Source organism: Mammaliicoccus sp. F-M27, from assembly GCF_022387115.1.
In the GTDB taxonomy this organism is placed as follows: domain Bacteria; phylum Bacillota; class Bacilli; order Staphylococcales; family Staphylococcaceae; genus Mammaliicoccus; species Mammaliicoccus vitulinus.
Map to the genome: position 1 here is coordinate 159088 of NZ_JAJNIE010000001.1, position 20884 is coordinate 179971.

The window sequence follows — 20884 nt, forward strand, 5'->3', positions numbered from 1 at the left end:
TTTTATTATCATGATTAAAGTTAAACCAATTTATTTACTTTAGATTTCGTCCGAATCGCTCACTGAACATTGTAATCCTAATTTTACTTAGTTATTCCTCGCGATTTTGTAAAGTGCTGACGCCCGGGGGAATAGTATGAGAGAGAGACTACAGGCTCGAACCATACCCCTAGGCAAGCATGCACTTTCAAAATCGCAAGATTTGTAAACGAATAGTTATGGATGTTAGCAATTCTATACGATTTGTGTACCGTGTACTTCATCGAAAGGGATGTCTTCTACAAGTGTTGATAGGTTATCTCTATTTAATCCGCCACCTGGCATGATTGTGATATTTCCTTTAGAGTGAATTAACAATTTGCCAAGATGATTTAGATTATCAAATATCGAACTTTCACTTGGTCCGCCATGTGTTAATAAACGTTCGAATTGCTGATTAATTAACCAATCTAATGATTTAAGCTGATTGTAAGGATTGATTGTATCAAATGCCATATGACAAACGGCTGGAACGTTGCCAGATGTTTCTTTTAAAGCTTTCATTTTCCATTCATCTAAGCGTCCGTTTTCATCTAAGCATCCAAATACAAATGCATCAACATTTAATTCCTTTAGCTGAATAATATCTTGTCTCATGACTTCGTATTCATAGTAGCTATAGTTGAAATCTCCGCCGCGTGGTCTAATCATAATTGCGACTTCTACATTGTTCTGATGACACATTTCTACTGCGATTTTAACCATACCGTAACTTGGCGTTGTTCCTCCTACTGATAGGTTGTCACATAGCTCTATTCTATTTGCGCCATTTTTAATAGCGTGCTCAATTTGAGAGATTGTTTCTACACAAGATTCTTTGATCATTTTTGATAACTCGTTAAAATTTTATGACCATCTTTAGTTACAACAATATCGTCTTCAATTCTAACGCCAGCAACACGAGGAACATAAATGCCAGGTTCAATCGTTAAGACCATTCCTTCTTTGAATTCATCTGCATTCGTACTAGAAATGTCAGGGAATTCGTGAACGCTTAATCCAAGTCCATGACCAAGTCGATGAGGGAAGTATTCACCGTATCCAGCATTGCTTATAATGTCTCTTGCTACTTTATCGCAATCTGAAATTTTAGCGCCAGGCTTAATCATTTTTATAGCTTGTTTATTAGCATCAAGTACGACATTGTATATTTCTTTAGCTTTATCTGATGGTGTACCAAATGGAACTGTTCTTGTTATATCAGAACAATAACCTTTATAAATGACACCTAAATCAAAGAGTACATATTCATTGTTGTTTAATGTTCTATCTCCAGGTGTACCGTGTGGGGCAGCTGCATGATCTCCAAATAGCACCATAGTATCGAAACTCATTTTAGAAATGCCATGTTGTTTCATTGTTGTTTCAATGTGGTTTAATACTTCGATTTCAGTTACGCCTTCTTCTAATTTATCTACACCAGCTTGAATAGCTAAATCTGCATACTTAGCCGCTTCTTGTAACAATTCAATTTCATTATCTGCTTTAACATTTCTAATGTCTTTCATTACTTGGTCAATATCAATGATCGTTTCTACATTAAAAGCTTTTTCAACTTCGCGAAGTCTTTTTACTGATAAGTGCTCAGATTCAATTGCGAATGTTTTATAAGATTGCTGATCGATTAAATCAAAAGCTGATTCAGTATCTAAATAACCTACAATATTGCCTGTAAATCCAGCATTTTTAGCTTCTTCAACTTCCATTTTTGGACAAAATAAAGTTTCATCGCCATCTTTAGTAATTAATAAACTAAATAGACGCTCATGAGGTTCTGATAAATATCCCGTTAAATAAAATATGTTTAATGGTGTTGTTATCCATGCTGCATCAGCACCTTTTTCATTTAAAAATGTTGTAATTTCATTACGTTTCATAATTTTGCCTCCCAGTTCTCTTTCTTACAATATTATTTTAGACTTCTTGATTCATTAATTCAAATTTAGGGTATATAATATACGGAAAAGACAATGTGAGGAGGGAGATTCATGAAAGTATCATTTCATGGACAATCAGTAATCTATTTTGAAAGTAAAGGACATAAAGTGATTGTGGATCCATTTATTACAGGAAATCCACTGTCGGATTTAAAGGCAGATGAAGTAGAAGTTGATTATATCATTTTAACTCATGGTCACGGAGATCATTTAGGTGATACGGCAAGTATTGCAAAAAGAACTGGTGCAACAGTAATTGCGTTACCAGAAGCACTTGATTATTTATCAAATAAACATGGTCTTGAAAACGTACATCCAATGAACATTGGTGGTAACGTTGAATTTAATTTCGGCAAAGTTAAATATGTACAAGCATTTCATAGTAATAGTTTCACAGAAGAGAATGGTGAAATTGTATATTTAGGTATGCCAACTGGTATTGTTTTAGAAACGGAAGCTGGTACCATTTATCACACAGGAGATACTGGGTTATTTAGTGACATGAAGTTAATCGCTGATAGACATCCAGTAGATTTATGCTTTATTCCGATTGGAGATAATTTCACAATGGGAATTGACGATGCTAGTTATGCAATTAATGAGTTTATCAAACCTAAAAAAGTCGTTCCGATACACTATGATACTTTCGATTATATTAAACAAGATCCAAAAGATTTTGAAAAAGCTGTAACCGAAGCGGAAGTAAGTATTTTAAAACCTGGTGAATACGTTGAATTATAATATAGATATCCAAAATGGCTGCTTATAAAAGCAGTCATTTTTCTTTTGTAAACATATCATTTAAGTGCTTAAGAATGTATAATAGTAAGTAATTCATTAAAATTTGATAGAGGGTATAAACATGACGAAACATGAACAAATTATTAAGTACATTGAGTCGTTATCTGTTGGACATAAAATCTCTGTCAGGCAGATTGCAAAAGATTTAAATGTATCAGAAGGAACAGCTTATCGTGCAATAAAAGAAGCGGATAACCAAGGACTTGTTGCTTCAATCGATAGAGTAGGTACCGTTAGGATTGAACGCAAGACTCGAGAGCAAATTGAAAATCTAACGTTTAACGAAATCGTTAAAATAGTAGATGGACAAGTATTAGGTGGAAAGCAAGGTTTATATAAAACGCTATCTAAATTCGCTATAGGTGCGATGGAGCTCAATGATGTTGTAAAATATTTAACGAAGAACACTTTGCTTATAGTTGGTAACAGAGCTGATGTGCAAATGGAAGCTTTAAAAAGAGGTTCTGCTGTACTTATCACTGGAGGATTTGAAGCAAACGAGGAAATCATTGAATATGCTGATGAATATGAACTGCCCATTATTTCATCAAATTACGATACCTTTATAGTGGCAAATTTAATTAACCGAGCTATATATGACCAAATGATTAAAAAAGAAATACTCATGGTTGAAGATATTATGATACCGATAACATCCACATCTTATCTTGATGACACACAAAAAGTTAGAGATTGGAATGAATTATCACAGCTTACTTCACATACTCGTTTTCCTATAGTTGATAATGAAACGAAAGTTGTTGGTATTTTAACGAGTAAAGATATTGTAAATGAAGAGCCAGATAAAAGTGTTAAAACATTAATGACTAAAACACCAATAGTTGCACATTTGAATACAACTATTGCGACATGTGCACATTTAATGATTTGGGAAGGTATTGAATTATTACCGGTTGTTTCAAATTCTAAAGAATTAATTGGTATCATTTCAAGAGAAGATGTATTAAAAACGATGCAGTTAATGAGTAGACAGCCACAAATCGGTGAAACGATTCATGATCAAATTGCAAAACAAATAACGATGAATAATGGTAACGTTATTGTAAACATTTCTCCTCAACTGACAAATCAGTTTGGGATGATGACGAAATCAGTATACCTCGCAGTTATTGAAGAAGCTTTACGTTATGAAATAAGGAAAATGAAAAAATCAGAATTTATGATTGAACATATAGATATATATTATTTAAAAACCGTACAAATTGATGATGATGTAGAAGTTAAGGTTACGACATTAGATATAGGTCGGTTGTTCGCGAAATTTGAAGTAACGATGGTGAGTGGAAGTGCGACTGTAGCTAAAGCGTTGCTCATGTGTCAAATTCTCGAAAAATAAAAAAGCGTTATAATAACGCTTTTAAATGTATTATTTATGCTTTTGTTGTTCGAACACTTCCCATGCTTTATTTTCGATGGGTAAGTTACCTTTAAAGTATTTGCTCGCTTTATAACCATAAATCATATTCAAAATACCAAAGAATAATAATACTAAAACAATAATATACGTTACTAAAGTTGGAAATAACAATACTTGATCAACTGCAAATGCAATCATAAATATACCAAAATAAAACCTTGAGCGAGCTTTATGATAAGCTTTTCTAACGTCGCGCTTAGTTCTAAGTGAACGAGCAAGATTTAAAATAGCAAATATTAAAGCTAGTATCATGACTGTTACTGCTAAAGCAACGAATGTAGACATAATTTCAGGTGACATTTTCGATTCCTCCTACCAAGTCGAATTATATCAATTAATAAAATATAAGTAAATATATAGAAAGAAGGATAACAATGGAAGAAATATTAAATAAAATTAAGCAATACGAAACAATTATTATACATAGACATGTGAGGCCAGATCCTGATGCTTACGGTTCACAATTAGGATTGAAATATATTTTACAAGATACTTTCCCTGAGAAAAAAATATACGCAGTCGGGCAATCGGAACCTACGTTGGAGTTTATAGGTGAGTTAGATGATATATCTGATGATACTTATAATGACGCATTAGTTATCGTATGTGACACGGCTAACGCTCCTAGAATTGACGATGAGCGCTATAGTACAGGTAAAGCATTAATTAAAATTGATCATCATCCACCAGTTGATTCATATGCGGACATTAATTTCGTGAATACAGATGCATCATCTACAAGTGAAATGATATTTGATTTAAATACAGCGTGGAATTTGAATGATTCAAACGTAAGTGAACGTGCAAGTAGAGTATTATATTTAGGTATCGTCGGTGACACTGGAAGATTCTTATTCGACAATACGACGACACATACGATGGAAGTAGCCGCTCAATTAATGACTAAAGAATTTGAACGCAATAAACTACTCAATCAATTAAGCGAACGTGATCCTGAGTTATTACATTTTCAAGGTTATATACTTCAAAACTTCAAATACGATGGCGAAGGTTTTTGTTCTATTAAAATTACGAAAGACATTCTTGAACAATTTGATTTAAAACCTAACGAAGCATCATTATTTGTTAATACTGTTTCCGACATTAAAGGACTTAAAGCTTGGGTATTTGCAGTAGATGAAGGTAAAGAAATTAGATGTAGAATCCGTTCTAAAGGTATTCAAATTAATCATATAGCTGCTAAGTATAACGGTGGAGGACACCCTAATGCTTCTGGCGCATCAGTGTATAGCTGGGAAGAATTTGAAGCATTAGCAGCTGACATTAAATCTGAAATATAGGAGGTATAGCGCATGGTAAGTCATTTAAATATTCATTCGTCTTATGATTTGTTAAATTCAAGCATTAGAATTTCGGATGTCGTAAAAAAAGCTAAAAATGAAAATTATCAAGCGCTTGCTTTAACAGATTTAAATGTCATGCACGGCGCATTACAATTTTATGATGAATGTATCAAAGAAAATATAAAACCGATTTTTGGTTTAACGATATATTTAGATGACCAACTTAATCAAGTTGAATGTGTTGTATTAGCCAAAAATAATATTGGTTATCATAACCTCATAAAGCTGTCTTCAGCCTTATCTATAAAAGAGCGTTTCTCAACACCTGTTGAATGGTTAAATACTTATTCAGAAGGATTAATCATTATTGCAAAACATCTTGGCCCAGATAATGCTTATTTATTCAACGCCATTAGTATAGAAGATGAAGATAAATATCTTTCTCATGATTCTACAGTTGATTCAATGCATAAAAACGTCTATATAAAATCTACGCTATATTTAAATCAAAATGATGGAGGTAGTTTGATTGGGTTAAAAGCTATTAAAAATAATGAAAAGTTAACAATGAGTGACTTTAATAAAAATTTGAACCACCATTTTTTAACGAACGATGAGATAGCCGCACTCGATGTTGCAGACGATTACATACAAAACAGTGATGAAATAGCGCAAAAGTGTCATGTTGAAATTACATATCACCAAGATTTATTACCAAAGTTTAAAACACCAGAGAATAAGACGAGTAATGACTATCTATGGGAGTTGCTCTTAATTAACAAAGAAAAATATCCCCAGTTTAATGAAGTATATGAAAAAAGATTAAAATATGAATATGACATCATTATTTCAATGGGGTATGCAGATTACTTTTTAATTGTTAGTGATTTAATTCAATATGCGAAAGAACAAGGTGTACTTGTTGGTCCTGGACGTGGATCATCGGGTGGTTCTCTTGTGAGTTATATTTTAAATATAACAACTATTGATCCTATAGAATTTGATTTGTTATTTGAACGATTTCTAAATCCTGAACGTGTAACAATGCCTGATATTGATATTGATTTTCAAGATACAAAAAGAGATAAAGTCATTCAATATGTTCAAGAAAAGTATGGAGATAATCGTGTAGCAGGGATTGTTACATATGGTCACTTACAAGCAAGAGCGGTTGCTAGAGATGTTGGAAGAATACTCCAATTTGATGATGCAACGTTAAATTATATTTCAAAATTGATACCTCATAAACTCGGCATTACTTTAGATGAAGCATATGAGAATGAAGAATTTCAACAATTTGTTAGTCAAAATCATTTACATGAAAAGTGGTTTGAACTTAGCAAACAACTTGAGGGATTACCTCGACATACTTCTACACATGCCGCGGGTATTATTATAAATGATCAATCATTACATCAGTTTGTACCTACTATGATGGGTGATACAGGTGTGTTAACACAATGGACAATGACAGAGACTGAAAAAATTGGTTTGTTGAAAATAGACTTCCTTGGATTGAGAAATTTATCCATCATCCAGCAAGTTGTTAATCAAGTTAAATATCAAGAAAAGCAAAGCGTTGATATTGAAAAAATACCTTTTGATGATCCTAAAGTATTTCAACTTTTATCAAAAGGGGAAACGACAGGTATATTCCAACTTGAGTCTCAAGGTGTGCGAAGTGTATTAAAAAGATTAAAGCCTGATCATTTTTTAGATATCGTCGCTGTAACTTCTTTATATAGACCTGGTCCAATGGAAGAAATTCCGACATATATTAAGAGACGTAGACAAAATGAAAAAATCGAATATTTACATCCTGATTTAGAAAGTATTTTGAAATCAACTTATGGTGTTATTATTTATCAAGAACAAATTATGCAGATTGCGAGTAAGTTCGCAGGTTTTTCATATGGTGAAGCGGATATTTTAAGAAGAGCGATGAGTAAGAAAAATAGAGCGGCATTAGAAAATGAAAGAAAGCATTTCGTTAATGGAAGTATAAAACGAGGTTATGAGGAATCCACAGCAATTAAAATATTTGATTTAATACTTAAATTTGCTGACTATGGTTATCCGAAAGCGCATGCTGTTGCATACAGTAAAATAGCTTACATTATGACATTTTTAAAAGTCCATTATCCGACATATTTTTACGCTGCTATCTTGTCGAATGTAGTAGGTAACGAAGTGAAAACAGAACAGATGGTTACTGAATTAAAAAGAATTGGTGTTAAAATTTATCCACCATCAATTAATCATAGTGAATGGTTCTATAAAGCTACTTCAGACGGTATTTACACATCACTTGGTGCTATAAAAAGCGTCGGTTATCAAAGTGTTAAAAGTATCGTTGATGAAAGAAAGACAAATGGTCAGTATAAAGATATGTATGATATCGTCCATAGGCTACCTAGTAAAGTGAAAAGCAAAAAGATGATACAAGCACTGATTTATGCTGGTTCATTAGATGATTTTGGCCAAACTAGAGCTACAATGCTTCAGTCGATTGACGATATATATGAAAGCAGTGAATCAGTTGGAGATGCCAATAATTTACTTGCTGAATTAGGATTGAATGTAAAAAAAGAATTCAAAGAAGTTGAAGAAATGCCTGATCTCATGAAAAGTGAATATGAGAAAGAGTATTTAGGATTTTATGCAACAGAGCATCCGATACTTTCTTTATTTAAGCAACACCAATACTTATCCATTTATCCAATTGGCATACAAAATGATAAAGTACCTATGTTGGTCATGATATCTTCATTACGAAAAATCAGAACTAAAAAGGGTCAAAATATGGCTTTTGTCAATTTAATAGATGGTGTCAATGAAGTGGAAGGTGTCATATTCCCTGATGCGTATAAACTGATTGAATCAACTGAAATTACAAATGTGCCGATTATTATTAGAGGTAAGTTTGAGAAAAGAAATGGCAAAACTCAAATTATCATAAATGGTATTGAAACTTTAGACGCATTTAAGCAACAAAAATTAGAAACGACAAAAGAAGTTGTCGTTCGAAATATTACCACGCTTGATGAATGGGTAACACGTTCAGAGGCGAGTGATATTAAAGTCACATACTTTAATGATGATAATTATACTTCAAAATCACTTGGATATTTAAATTTAAACAAGGGTAATTTTGAAGAATTTATTAATATAGTAGGATATGAAAATGTGCGTCTTTTATAGTCTTTATTAATTAAATAATGTATGATATAGTATTCTTCATGGTGGTCTGACCACTGCGAAGAATTTTTTAATTTAAATAATAAAATTTCATGTATAATAATAGGATAGATACATATTATGAAGGGATGATTATTTTGTCATTAAGAGACGATGCTTTATATATGCATAAAGAAAAACAAGGTAAATTAGGCGTTTACGCAAAAGTTAAAGTTACAAACAAAGAAGAATTAAGTCTTGCTTATTCACCAGGTGTAGCTGAACCTTGTAAAGATATCCATGAAGATGTACGCAAAGTATATGATTACACGATGAAATCTAACGCTGTTGCAGTAATAACTGATGGAACAGCCGTATTAGGGCTTGGTGATATTGGTCCTGAAGCGAGCATTCCAGTAATGGAAGGTAAAGCTGTATTATTTAAAAGCTTTGCTGGCGTAGATGGTATACCAATTGCGTTAAACACAACGGATGTAGATGAAATTGTGAATACTGTTAAACTTTTAGAGCCAAACTATGGTGGCGTTAACTTAGAGGATATTTCAGCTCCAAGATGTTTTGAAATTGAAGAAAGACTTAAAAAAGAAACTAAAATACCTGTATTTCATGATGATCAGCACGGTACAGCCATTGTAACAGTTGCTGGATTAATAAATGCACTCAAAATTACTGACAGAAAATTATCCGATATAAAAGTTGTTTTAAATGGTGCTGGTGCTGCCGGTATCGCGATTATAAAATTATTATATAGTTATGGCGTAAGAAATATGATTATGTGTGATTCCAGAGGTGCAATTTATGAGGATCGACCATATGGAATGAATCCAACAAAAGATTTCGTAGCTAAATGGACAAACAAAGATAACGTCGAAGGAAAATTAGAAGATGTGATTAAAGATGCTGATGTTTTTGTAGGTGTATCAGTTGAAGGTGCACTCACTAAAGATTTAGTTGAGACTATGGCAGAAGACCCAATTATATTTGCTATGGCTAATCCAGTTCCTGAAATTATGCCTAATATTGCAAAAGAAGCTGGTGCAAAAGTAATTGGTACTGGACGTTCAGATTTTCCAAATCAAATTAACAACGTATTAGCATTCCCTGGCATTTTTAGAGGTGCTTTAGATATTAGAGCAACTCATATTAACGAAGAAATGAAGCGTGCTGCAGTTGAGGCGATCGCTAATTTAATTTCAGAAGACGAATTGAGTTCTGATTATGTTATTCCTGGACCATTTGATCCGAGAGTTGCACCATATGTCGCTAGAGCTGTTGCTAAAGCTGGTATGGAATCAGGTGTAGCACGTATCGAAGTCGATTTAGATGAAATTGAACGTAAAACTTATGAAATAGCAGATTTATCATAATTTCGGAAGGAGACTCCACATTGGATAAAGAAAAGCAAAAAGGATTAATCAAGATTGTTGAACAAATTCAATCAATTATTGTTGAAGAAAATATTCAAGTGGGCGAAAAGTTACCTTCTGAAAGATTTTTAAGTGAGGCACTTAATGTAGGACGTTCAAGTATTAGAGAAGCACTTAGAGCTTTAGAACTTTTAGGTGTGATACACACAAGAAGAGGTGAAGGTACATTTTTAAGTGATATGTACCAACACCAACTTTTTGATTTAATCGGAAGATTTTTGATTCATAACGAATCGCAATTAGATGAAATAAATGAGCTTAAATGGATGATAGAAAGCTTTTGTGAAGAACATAGTACTACTGAAGCGAAGTCAAAAGAAGAACTTGTTTCTTCTAATAATAATCAAATTATGTATATGATTTGGAAACTACTCTCTCAATATAGTGATAGATTTGAAAGAGACAATTGTAAATAAGATCAGGGGGATAGTGACATGTTTAAAGACTTGTTCAATCGAAACCAAAAAAAGAAGAAATATGTAACTGTTCAAAACAGTAAAGATAATGACGTGCCTGAAGGTATTATGACTAAATGTCCCAAATGTAAAAAAATTATGTACACGAAAGAACTCGTACAAAATTTAAATGTTTGTTTTAATTGTGATCATCATATTTCTTTAACCGCTCATGACAGAATTAAAGCTGTAAGTGATGAAGATGCATTTAAAGAATTTGATGTAGGTATGACTGCTTCCAATCCATTAGAATTTCCTGGATATGAAGACAAGCTTGAAAAAGATAGACAAAAAACAGGTCTAAATGACGCCGTTGTAACAGGTGTTACTAAAATAGAAGGTATCCCTTATGGTATTTGTGTTATGGATTCTAGATTTAGAATGGGTAGTATGGGTGCAGTAGTAGGGGAGAAGATTTGTAGAATTGTAGATTATTGTACAGAACATAACTTGCCTTTTGTATTATTCACAGCCAGTGGTGGCGCTAGAATGCAAGAAGGTATTATTTCGCTTATGCAAATGGCTAAGACAAGCGTTTCAATTAAACGACATAGCGATAAAGGATTGCTCTTTATTTCTTATATGACACACCCAACAACAGGTGGCGTTTCAGCAAGTTTCGCATCAGTTGGAGATTTGAATTTTGCAGAACCAAAAGCATTGATAGGATTCGCTGGTAGAAGAATTATTGAACAAACGATAAGTGAGAAACTACCTGATGATTTTCAAACTGCAGAGTTTCTGTTAGAACATGGACAGCTAGATAAAGTTGTACATCGTAAAGATATGTATAAAACTTTAAGTACTGTTCTTAAGATGCATTATAACGAGGTGAGTAACAATGCTTGAATTTGAAAAACCTTTAGAAGAAATTAAAGAAAAAATAGTTTCACTAAAAGCTTATCAAGAAAAACATAGTGTCAATTTAGCAGATGAAATTGAAATATTAGAAGCGACTTTAACTAAAGAAACAGAACAAATCTATAAAAATTTAAAGCCTTGGGATAGAGTACAAGTTGCTAGGTTACAAGAACGACCAACAACTTTGGATTACATTCCATACATATTTGATGAGTTCATAGAACTACATGGTGACAGAACATTTAGAGATGATCCTGCTTTAATAGGTGGATTGGCTTATTTTAATGGCTTACCAGTAACCGTTATTGGTCACCAAAGAGGTAAAGATACGAAAGATAATATTTACCGAAACTTTGGCATGGCTCATCCAGAAGGTTATCGTAAAGCTTTACGCCTTATGAAACAAGCAGAAAAATTCAACCGTCCTATCATCACATTTATTGATACTAAAGGTGCTTATCCAGGTAAAGCTGCTGAAGAACGAGGTCAAAGTGAGTCAATTGCTAAAAATTTAGTTGAAATGGCTTCTTTATCAGTTCCAGTTATATCTATCGTGATAGGCGAAGGTGGAAGTGGCGGAGCACTTGGTTTAGGTGTAACAAATCGTTTACTAATGTTGGAAAATAGTACGTATTCCGTAATCTCTCCAGAAGGTGCAGCAGCATTGTTATGGAAAGATTCTGGTTTAGCTCAAATGGCAGCAGAGACGATGAAAATTACAGCTCCTGATTTATTCAAATTAGGTGTAGTTGATGAAGTTGTAGAAGAGCCATTTGGTGGTGCGCATAAACATTTAGAAAATCAAGCTACGCTTATTAAAACGTCACTTGAAAATCATCTATCTGAACTGAAAGCTTTAACTGGTGAAAGTTTAGTTGAAGACCGCTTTAATAAGTATCGTAATATAGGAAGTTATGTTGATTAATAATATATTAGAAAAAGAAAAGTCTTTTTTATTAAGACTTTTCTTTTTCTTTGTTATATGTATATATGCATAATAGAAATAAATATTAAGCGTTTGCAATTTTTGAAAAGTTACAAAAGTTGAAATCTTTGTACAAGAAGACGTTTACATATTTAAATAACAGTAGTTTTAATGGAATCAAGCAATTATTTGTGTTATTTTTAAATTAACAAACATATAACAAGAGAGGTCTGTATATTTATGAAAAAAATTGCAGTATTGACGAGTGGTGGAGATTCACCAGGGATGAACGCAGCAATTCGTGCGGTTGTTCGTAAAGCTATTTATCATGACATTGAAGTTTATGGTGTTTACCAAGGCTACTTAGGCTTAATAAATGATAATATTGAAAAGCTTGAATTAGGTTCAGTAGGTGACATGATTCAAAGAGGTGGAACATTCCTTTATTCTGCAAGATGTCCAGAATTTAAAGAGAAAGAAGTTCGTGCTAAAGCTATCGAGAACCTTGAAAAAAGAGGTATTGAAGGTTTAGTTGTTATTGGCGGCGATGGGAGTTACCGAGGCGCACAAAGATTAAGTGAAGAAGCTAAAAATCTTCAAACTATCGGTGTTCCAGGTACAATTGACAATGATATAAATGGTACAGACTTTACAATCGGATTTGACACGGCTCTTAATACAATTATTGAGTCTGTTGATAAAATTAGGGATACAGCATCAAGTCATGAACGTACTTTTATTATCGAAGTTATGGGAAGAGATGCAGGAGATTTAGCATTGTGGTCAGGACTTGCTGCTGGAGCTGAAACAATTTTAATTCCAGAAGTTAAAGCTGATATTGAAGAAATTGCTGAAAAAATCCAACAAGGTATGGATCGAGGCAAAAAACACTCTATTATTGTATGTGCTGAAGGTGTTATGAGTGGCAATCAATGTGGTGAAGAGTTGAAGAAATTCATCAACATTGATACGCGCGTTTCATGTCTAGGACATATTCAAAGAGGTGGAACACCTTCTGGTATGGATAGAGTGTTAGCTTCAAGGTTAGGTGGATATGCAGTGGAACTGCTTATGCAAGGAGATAGTGCAAAAGCAGTTGGTATCCAGCAAAACAAGCTAACTTGCACACATTTTGATGAAATATTCCAAGCTGAACATAGTATTGATAACAAAATGTATGAATTAGCGCATCAATTATCTATTTAAATAAAGAAAATTTACGGAGGTCATTTTAAAATGAGAAAGACAAAAATTGTATGTACGATAGGTCCAGCATCAGAATCAGAAGAAATGTTAGAAAAATTAATGCTTGCAGGTATGAACGTTGCGAGATTAAACTTCTCACACGGTAGTCATGAAGAACATAAAGGTCGTATTGATACAATTAGAAAAGTAAGTGCAAGATTAAATAAAAACATTGGTATTTTATTAGATACTAAAGGCCCAGAAATCAGAACTAATAATATGAAAAATGGTTTGATTGAACTTACTAAAGGTAGTGAAGTTACAGTTAAAACAACTGAAATAGAAGGTACACCTGAAGCATTTTCTGTTACTTACGAGAAATTAGCTGAAGACGTTGAAGTCGGTTCAACAATTCTTCTTGATGACGGTTTAATTGAACTAACTGTAAAATCTGTTGACGTTAATACAGGCGATGTAGTTTGTCATGTAGAGAATACAGGAGAATTAAAAAATAAAAAAGGCGTTAACTTACCAGGTGTTAAAGTAAATCTACCAGGTATTACTGATAAAGATGCTAGTGATATTCGTTTTGGTATCGACCAAAATGTTGATTTTATCGCGGCAAGTTTCGTTAGACGTTCATCTGATGTTTTAGATATTCGTTCAATTTTAGAAGAAAAAGAAAATAACACAATTAAAATTATTCCTAAAATCGAAAATGAAGAAGGTATCGATAACATTGATGAGATCCTTCAAGTTTCAGATGGTTTAATGGTAGCTCGTGGTGATATGGGTGTTGAAATTTTACCAGAAGCAGTTCCTATGGTTCAAAAACAATTAATCCAAAAATGTAATAAATTAGGTAAACCTGTTATTACAGCTACTCAAATGTTAGATTCAATGCAAAGAAATCCTCGTTGTACAAGAGCTGAAGCGAGTGACGTTGCAAACGCAATTTATGACGGTTCAGATGCAGTTATGTTATCTGGTGAAACAGCAGCTGGATTATATCCAGAAGAAGCGGTACGTACTATGCAAAATATCGCAGTTGCAGCTGAAGAAGCACAAGATTACAAAAAATTATTATCAGATCGTTCTAAAATGATCGATACGAATTTAGTTAATGCTATTGGTGTATCAGTTGCACATACGGCTTTAAACTTAAATGTAGAGTCAATCGTTGCTGCAACTGAAAGTGGTGCTACTGCACAAACAATCTCTAAATATAGACCACAATCACATATTATTGCAGTTACACCAAACGAAACAACTGCTCGTCATATGACATTAGTATGGGGCGTATTACCAGTAGTTAAAAAAGGTAAACAAACGACTGATGAACTATTAAATAATGCAGTTTCAACAGCAGTTAATACTGGATTAGTTGATAATGGTGACTTAATCATCATCACAGCAGGTGTACCAACTGGTGAATCAGGTACAACTAACTTAATGAAAATACATTTAGTTGGTGATGAATTAGCTAAAGGTCAAGGAATTGGTCATAATTCAACAGTAGGTAAAGCTGTCGTTGTTAATTCAGCAGAAGACTTAAAAGGTAAAGATTTAAGTGAATCAATCGTCGTAACACAATCAACTGATGCAGAAATGGTTCCTTATTTAGAAAATGCTAAAGGAATTGTAACTGAAGAAGGTGGATTAACTTCTCACGCAGCTGTAGTTGGACTTAACTTAGGTGTTGCAACGATCGTTGGCGTAGAAGAAGCTCGTCAAAAAATAGTAGATGGCACATTAATCACATTAGATCCAAAACAACATAAAATTTATGAAGGATATGCTAACGTACTATAATTTCATATCAAAAATAAAAGCGTCTAGGACATTAACATCTTAGATTAATATAAAAGAGCGTAAATTCTTGGTTTTCAAGAATTTACGCTCTTTTTACTATAATGATACAAGAAACAGCATATTAGTTTGGGTAGTCTTGCAACATACAGCATGCACTTTCAAAATCGTAAGATTTTATAAAAATAACGTCTCATTTCACTGAATAAATCAGTGGAATGAAACGTTTTGTATTATTGAGGTTTAAACCCTTTTCTCTTCTGATTAAAATACATCAAAGTTAAAAAGATGAACCAAATAGGTGTAATCAATATAGCAATTAAAGTAACTTTATTCGTCATTAATAGTACGAATACAAATATAAAGAAGATTAAAGTTATCCATGCTACTGGAACACCGCCAGGTAATTTAAACTTTGATGATTTATTTAACTCTGGAGAAATTTTACGATATCTAATATAAGCAATAATAATCAATGACCATACGACTAAAAATAATACTGTTGATACAGAAGTTACATATTTAAATACTTCTCCAGCATCTTTAATCATATAGTTTAGAAGAACAGATATCATTAATAAGAAACAACTGAAAAATGTTGCTTTATAAGGGACGCCTGATTTATTTGTTTGCCCAAACCTCTTATTAGCTTGTCCATTTTGAGAGAGACCATATAGCATTCTACTATTAGAGAATATACCGCTATTACAAGATGAAGCTGCAGCTGTAAGCACAACGAAATTAATAATTGCTGCTGCAATTGGTATGCCTATAAGACCAAATAATTTAACAAATGGACTCTCTGCAGGATCTATTTGATCCCATGGTGTAATAGACATGATGATAATTAATGACCCTACATAAAAAATCATAATGCGGATAGGTACGCTATTAATCGCTCTAGGAATTGTTTTGTGAGGGTCTTTCGTTTCTCCGGCTGTTACACCGATTAATTCAATTCCTACAAATGAGAATGCAGCCATTTGGAATGATAGGAAGAATCCATTCATACCATTTGGAAAGATGCCATCATGATCCCATATGTGCGTGATAGATGCTGTACCATATGGTGTGTTATAAGCCATGACAATCATGATAACACCTACAATTATTAATGCTACGATTGTCGTAATTTTGATGATTGAAAACCAAAATTCTAATTCTCCAAATAGTTTAGCAGTCATTAAGTTCATCGTCATTAATACGAGTATTGTAAATAATGCTGTAATCCATGTCGGTATGTCTGGAAACCAAAAGCTTATGTATTTTGCTACTGCTGTAACCTCTGCCATACCTGTAACAATCCAACAGAACCAATAAGTCCATCCTGTTACGTATCCAGCAAAGGGACCTATATATGTATGCGTAACATCTGCGAATGAGTGGAAATCAGTATTTGAAAGTAGTATTTCACCTAAAGCTCTCATAAATAAAAATAGAATTAATCCTATAATAATATAGGTAAGTAGTATTGAAGGACCAGCTGAATGAATGGTTTCGCCTGCGCCTAAAAACAAACCAGTACCAATTGCCCCGCCAATTGCAATAAGCTGTACATGCCTATTGCTTAATTCTCTTTGTAAATTGTTAGACATAAATCAAAATACCTTCTTTCATATTCAATTTTTTATGTTTTTATTATGCGCTTACTGTCAGAAAATAGCAATTAAAAATTGAGCTAAAATCGAGTATAAATAAGCTATAAGAGTGATTTATTATTTTTATCATATATAATAATAAAAATGAATGGTTAATGAGCAATTATGTATAAATCTGATTTATATGGTAAGATATAATTAACTTAAAAATCCTTTATTGTTCACGTTTTGAAGGCGTATTTAATTTATTATATGAATATTATAAAAATGATAAATTTACATTGGTTTATTTTTATTCATATACAATTACTAACTTTTTTAAAGTTTCAAAGGTCTTCGCATTCACAAATGACCAGAAATTATATATAATGTAATATGAAAGCCATTACATATATGGGCAATTATTTAGTAAGGGGGATAAATTTATGGCACAAGTAGCAAAAGGATTAGAAGGTATCATTGCTTCTGAAACTCAAATTAGTTCAATAATAGACAATCAATTAACTTATGCAGGTTATGAAATAGATGATCTAACTGAAAATGCATTGTTTGAAGAGGTAATGTTTTTACTTTGGAATTTAAGATTACCTAATAAGGCAGAATTAGAAGAATTGAACAAGAAGTTATTTGATTATATGACTTTAAATCCAAGAATGTATAGTCATTTTGAAGATTATGCAACGGATAAAATTCACCCAATGACAGGGTTACGTACTTCATTATCATATTTAGCGCACTTTGATCCAGAAGCAGAAGTGTTTGATGAAGAATCTAATTATGAACGTGCAATTCGTATTCAAGCGAAAATAGCTTCATTAGTAACGTCGTTTTCACGAGTAAGACAAGGTAAGCAAATTGTGAAACCTAAACAAGACTTAACATACGCAGCAAACTTCTTGTATATGTTAAAAGGCGAAGTTCCTAGTGATGTTGAAGTTGAAGGTTTCAATAAAGCGTTAATTTTACATGCAGATCACGAATTTAATGCTTCTACATTTACAGCAAGAGTTGCCGTTTCAACATTATCAGATATGTATTCAGGGGTAACTGCAGCAGCAGGCGCGCTTAAAGGACCATTACATGGTGGTGCAAATGAGCAAGTTATGAAAATGTTAACTGAAATTGGTACTGTAGATAAAACAGATGATTATATTAAAGAAAAAATAGCAAACAAAGAAAAAATTATGGGCTTTGGACATAGAGTATACAAAAACGGAGACCCTAGAGCTAAATATTTAAAAGAAATGAGTCGTCGAATAACGGACGAATCAGGTCAAAAAGAATTATTCGAAATTTCATTACGTATAGCTGAGATCATGAAAGAAGAAAAAGGCTTATTACCTAACGTTGACTTTTACAGTGCTACTGTATACCACAGCATGGGTATTGATCATGATTTATTTACACCAATCTTTGCAATTAGCCGCATGTCAGGTTGGACAGCTCATATTTTAGAACAATACAGAACGAATAGAATTATGAGACCAAGAGCTGAATATACTGGTGAACGCAACCGTAAATACGAAGCGATTGAAAAAAGGTAATATAGTTAATATAATATAAATAACACATTTAGATGGAGGAATAATATAATGACAGCAGAAAAAATCACTACAAACCAAGGCGTATTAAATGTTCCAAACAACCCAATCATACCGTTTATTATCGGAGACGGTATCGGACCAGATATCTGGAATGCAGCAAGTAGAGTATTAGATGCAGCAGTAGAAAAAGCGTATAACGGTGAAAAGAAAATCGAATGGAAAGAAGTTTTAGCTGGTCAAAAAGCATTCGATGAAACTGGCGAATGGTTACCAAATGAAACTTTAGAATCAATTAGAGAATACTTAATCGCTATTAAAGGGCCATTAACAACTCCAATCGGTGGAGGTATTCGTTCACTAAACGTTGCTTTACGTCAAGAGTTAGACTTATTTACTTGTTTACGTCCTGTACGTTGGTTTAAAGGTGTTCCTTCACCAGTGAAACGTCCAGAAGATACAGATATGGTTATCTTCCGTGAGAATACAGAAGATATTTATGCTGGTATAGAATTCCAAGAAGGCTCAGATGATGTTAAAAAAGTTGTAGACTTCTTACAAAATGAAATGGGCGCTAAAAACATTAGATTCCCAGAAACTTCAGGTATCGGTATTAAACCAGTTTCTAAAGAAGGTACTGAAAGATTAGTAAGAGCAGCTATTAACTATGCGTTTGATAATAATCGCAGAAATCTTACTTTAGTTCATAAAGGTAATATCATGAAATTTACTGAAGGTGCATTCAAACAATGGGGTTACGATTTAGCTGAACGTGAATTCGGAGATCGTGTATTCACTTGGCAACAATATGATAAAATTGTTGAAGAACAAGGTAAAGATGCAGCGAATAAAGCACAAGAGAAGGCTGAAGCAGAAGGTAAATTACTTGTTAAAGATTCTATTGCAGATATCTTCTTACAACAAATCTTAACTCGTCCAGCTGAATTTGATGTTGTTGCTACTATGAACTTGAATGGTGACTATATCTCTGATGCGTTAGCAGCTCAAGTTGGTGGTATTGGTATTGCACCAGGTGCGAATATTAACTACGAAACTGGACATGCTATTTTTGAAGCAACACATGGTACAGCTCCAAAATATGCTGGTTTAGATAAAGTGAATCCATCTTCAGTATTATTAAGTGGCGTATTAATGTTAGAACATTTAGGTTGGCAAGAAGCTGCAGATAAAATAACTCAATCTGTTGAAGCAACGATTGCTTCTAAAGTAGTAACATATGACTTTGCTCGTTTAATGGATGGCGCTACTGAAGTTAAATCTTCAGAGTTTGCTGACGAATTAATTAAAAATTTACCATAATATAGTGTTAATTGAGGAAGGTTATTTATAACCTTCCTTTTATTATAAGGAGATGATCAATATGACAAGAAAAAAGATATCAATAATAGGAGCGGGATTCACTGGTGCAACAGCAGCTTTTATTGCAGCTCAAAAAGAGTTGGGTGACGTTGTTCTAGTCGATATGCCACAATCAGAAGATCCAACTAAAGGAAAAGCGCTCGATATTGCTGAAAGTGCACCTGTCTTAGGGTTTGATTCTAAAGTGATTGGTACATCTAATTATGAAGATACTAAAGATTCTGATGTTGTCATTATTACTGCTGGTATAGCGAGAAAACCTGGTATGTCTCGTGATGATTTAGTACAAACAAATCAAAAAGTTATGAAATCAGTAACAGAGCAGATTGTGAAATACTCGCCTAACACGATTATTTTAGTATTAACAAATCCAGTAGATGCGATGACGTATACTGTATATAAAGCATCAGGTTTCCCTAAAGAACGCGTTATCGGTCAGTCTGGTGTATTAGATACTGCTAGATTTAGAACGTTTGTTGCAGAAGCTTTAGGTTTATCTGTCAAAGACGTTACAGGTTTTGTATTAGGTGGACACGGAGATACAATGGTGCCTCTAATCAGATATTCTGCAGCTGGTGGTGTGCCATTAGAAAAATTATTATCTCAAGACAAAATTAAAGAGATCGTAGATAGAACTAGAAAAGGTGGCGCTGAAATCGTAAACCTTCTAGGAAATGGTTCAGCATATTATGCGCCTAGTGTAGCTTTAATAGAAATGACTGAAGCAATTTTGAAAGATCAAAAAAGAGTGTTGCCATCAATAGCTTATTTAGAAGGTGAGTATGGCTACGAAGATATATATTTAGGTGTACCTACAGTTTTAGGTGCCAACGGTATAGAAAGCATTATTGAATTAGATTTAACTGACGATGAGAAACAGTTATTGGACGAATCTGTAGAATCTGTCAAAACTGTTAGAGATATTTTGCAATAAACAATAAGATGAAGGCTGGTTCTGTAAAGAACCGGCCTTTATGTGTAGATAG

17 protein-coding genes are annotated in these 20884 nt (G+C 33.2%); 13 read left to right on the forward strand and 4 right to left on the reverse strand.

Going from position 1 to position 20884, the window contains the following annotated elements; genetic code table 11:
- Positions 1-234 precede the first annotated feature (234 nt).
- Both LQ598_RS00930 and LQ598_RS00935 read right to left on the reverse strand, forming a co-directional pair.
- Positions 235-864: a copper homeostasis protein CutC gene (locus tag LQ598_RS00930; RefSeq protein WP_107536620.1), complete on the reverse strand. Its 630-nt coding sequence runs from the start codon at positions 862-864 to the stop codon at positions 235-237.
- Entirely contained in the window at positions 861-1916 is a 1056-nt protein-coding gene (locus LQ598_RS00935) for a M24 family metallopeptidase (protein WP_107559333.1), read from the reverse strand. The genes LQ598_RS00930 and LQ598_RS00935 overlap by 4 nt, the downstream gene beginning before the upstream one ends.
- 111 nt (positions 1917-2027) lie before the next feature.
- On the opposite strand from LQ598_RS00935, the gene LQ598_RS00940 reads away from it, so the two are divergent.
- Together LQ598_RS00940 and LQ598_RS00945 are read left to right on the forward strand one after the other, a co-directional pair.
- Positions 2028-2717, forward strand: a complete 690-nt coding sequence (locus LQ598_RS00940) for a metal-dependent hydrolase (protein WP_107559332.1) — start codon at positions 2028-2030, stop codon at positions 2715-2717.
- A gap of 121 nt (positions 2718-2838) precedes the next feature.
- On the forward strand, positions 2839-4134 hold the full coding sequence (locus LQ598_RS00945; RefSeq protein WP_239745114.1) for a DRTGG domain-containing protein: 1296 nt from the start codon (positions 2839-2841) through the stop codon (positions 4132-4134).
- 30 nt (positions 4135-4164) lie between these two features.
- Here LQ598_RS00945 and LQ598_RS00950 read toward each other — a convergent pair whose 3' ends face one another.
- A complete protein-coding gene (locus LQ598_RS00950; RefSeq protein ID WP_107559331.1) occupies positions 4165-4515 on the reverse strand; it encodes a YtpI family protein in 351 nt (116 codons plus the stop codon).
- 74 nt (positions 4516-4589) lie between these two features.
- Here LQ598_RS00950 and LQ598_RS00955 point away from each other — a divergent pair, with 74 nt between their 5' ends.
- From LQ598_RS00955 to pyk, 8 genes are all read left to right on the forward strand, one after another.
- Positions 4590-5516, forward strand: a complete 927-nt coding sequence (locus tag LQ598_RS00955) for a DHH family phosphoesterase (protein WP_107559330.1) — start codon at positions 4590-4592, stop codon at positions 5514-5516.
- A 12-nt stretch (positions 5517-5528) separates the two neighbouring features.
- Positions 5529-8720 (forward strand): DNA polymerase III subunit alpha, encoded by a 3192-nt coding sequence (locus LQ598_RS00960; RefSeq protein WP_107559329.1) that lies wholly within the window; start codon positions 5529-5531, stop codon positions 8718-8720.
- Positions 8721-8854: 134 nt separating this feature from the next.
- Positions 8855-10084, forward strand: a complete 1230-nt coding sequence (gene ystJ, locus LQ598_RS00965; protein WP_107559328.1) for an NADP-dependent malic enzyme — start codon at positions 8855-8857, stop codon at positions 10082-10084.
- A gap of 20 nt (positions 10085-10104) precedes the next feature.
- Positions 10105-10560 carry a FadR/GntR family transcriptional regulator gene (locus LQ598_RS00970; RefSeq protein ID WP_016910928.1) on the forward strand — a complete coding sequence of 152 codons (456 nt, stop codon included), beginning with the start codon at positions 10105-10107 and terminating at the stop codon, positions 10558-10560.
- Between the two features lie 18 nt (positions 10561-10578).
- Positions 10579-11448, forward strand: coding sequence for an acetyl-CoA carboxylase, carboxyltransferase subunit beta (gene accD / locus LQ598_RS00975; RefSeq protein WP_016910927.1), 870 nt, complete (start codon positions 10579-10581; stop codon positions 11446-11448).
- The gene (locus LQ598_RS00980) at positions 11441-12385 is read left to right on the forward strand and encodes an acetyl-CoA carboxylase carboxyltransferase subunit alpha (RefSeq protein ID WP_016910926.1); all 945 of its coding nucleotides are present in this window, start codon (positions 11441-11443) and stop codon (positions 12383-12385) included. The genes accD and LQ598_RS00980 overlap by 8 nt, the downstream gene beginning before the upstream one ends.
- A 240-nt stretch (positions 12386-12625) precedes the next feature.
- Positions 12626-13591, forward strand: coding sequence for a 6-phosphofructokinase (gene pfkA / locus LQ598_RS00985; RefSeq protein ID WP_016910925.1), 966 nt, complete (start codon positions 12626-12628; stop codon positions 13589-13591).
- A gap of 30 nt (positions 13592-13621) precedes the next feature.
- The gene (gene pyk, locus LQ598_RS00990; protein WP_016910924.1) at positions 13622-15382 is read left to right on the forward strand and encodes a pyruvate kinase; all 1761 of its coding nucleotides are present in this window, start codon (positions 13622-13624) and stop codon (positions 15380-15382) included.
- Between the two features lie 230 nt (positions 15383-15612).
- On the opposite strand, the gene LQ598_RS00995 is transcribed toward pyk, so the two are convergent.
- Positions 15613-16974, reverse strand: coding sequence for an amino acid permease (locus LQ598_RS00995; protein WP_016910923.1), 1362 nt, complete (start codon positions 16972-16974; stop codon positions 15613-15615).
- Positions 16975-17402: 428 nt separating this feature from the next.
- Here LQ598_RS00995 and LQ598_RS01000 point away from each other — a divergent pair, with 428 nt between their 5' ends.
- The 3 genes from LQ598_RS01000 (at position 17403) to mdh (ending at position 20832) form a co-directional block, all read left to right on the forward strand.
- A complete protein-coding gene (locus LQ598_RS01000; RefSeq protein ID WP_103322800.1) occupies positions 17403-18521 on the forward strand; it encodes a citrate synthase in 1119 nt (372 codons plus the stop codon).
- A 48-nt stretch (positions 18522-18569) separates the two neighbouring features.
- Positions 18570-19838, forward strand: coding sequence for an NADP-dependent isocitrate dehydrogenase (gene icd, locus LQ598_RS01005; protein ID WP_016910921.1), 1269 nt, complete (start codon positions 18570-18572; stop codon positions 19836-19838).
- Between the two features lie 61 nt (positions 19839-19899).
- Positions 19900-20832: a malate dehydrogenase gene (gene mdh / locus LQ598_RS01010; RefSeq protein ID WP_199183088.1), complete on the forward strand. Its 933-nt coding sequence runs from the start codon at positions 19900-19902 to the stop codon at positions 20830-20832.
- The last annotated feature ends 52 nt before the right edge of the window (positions 20833-20884 follow it).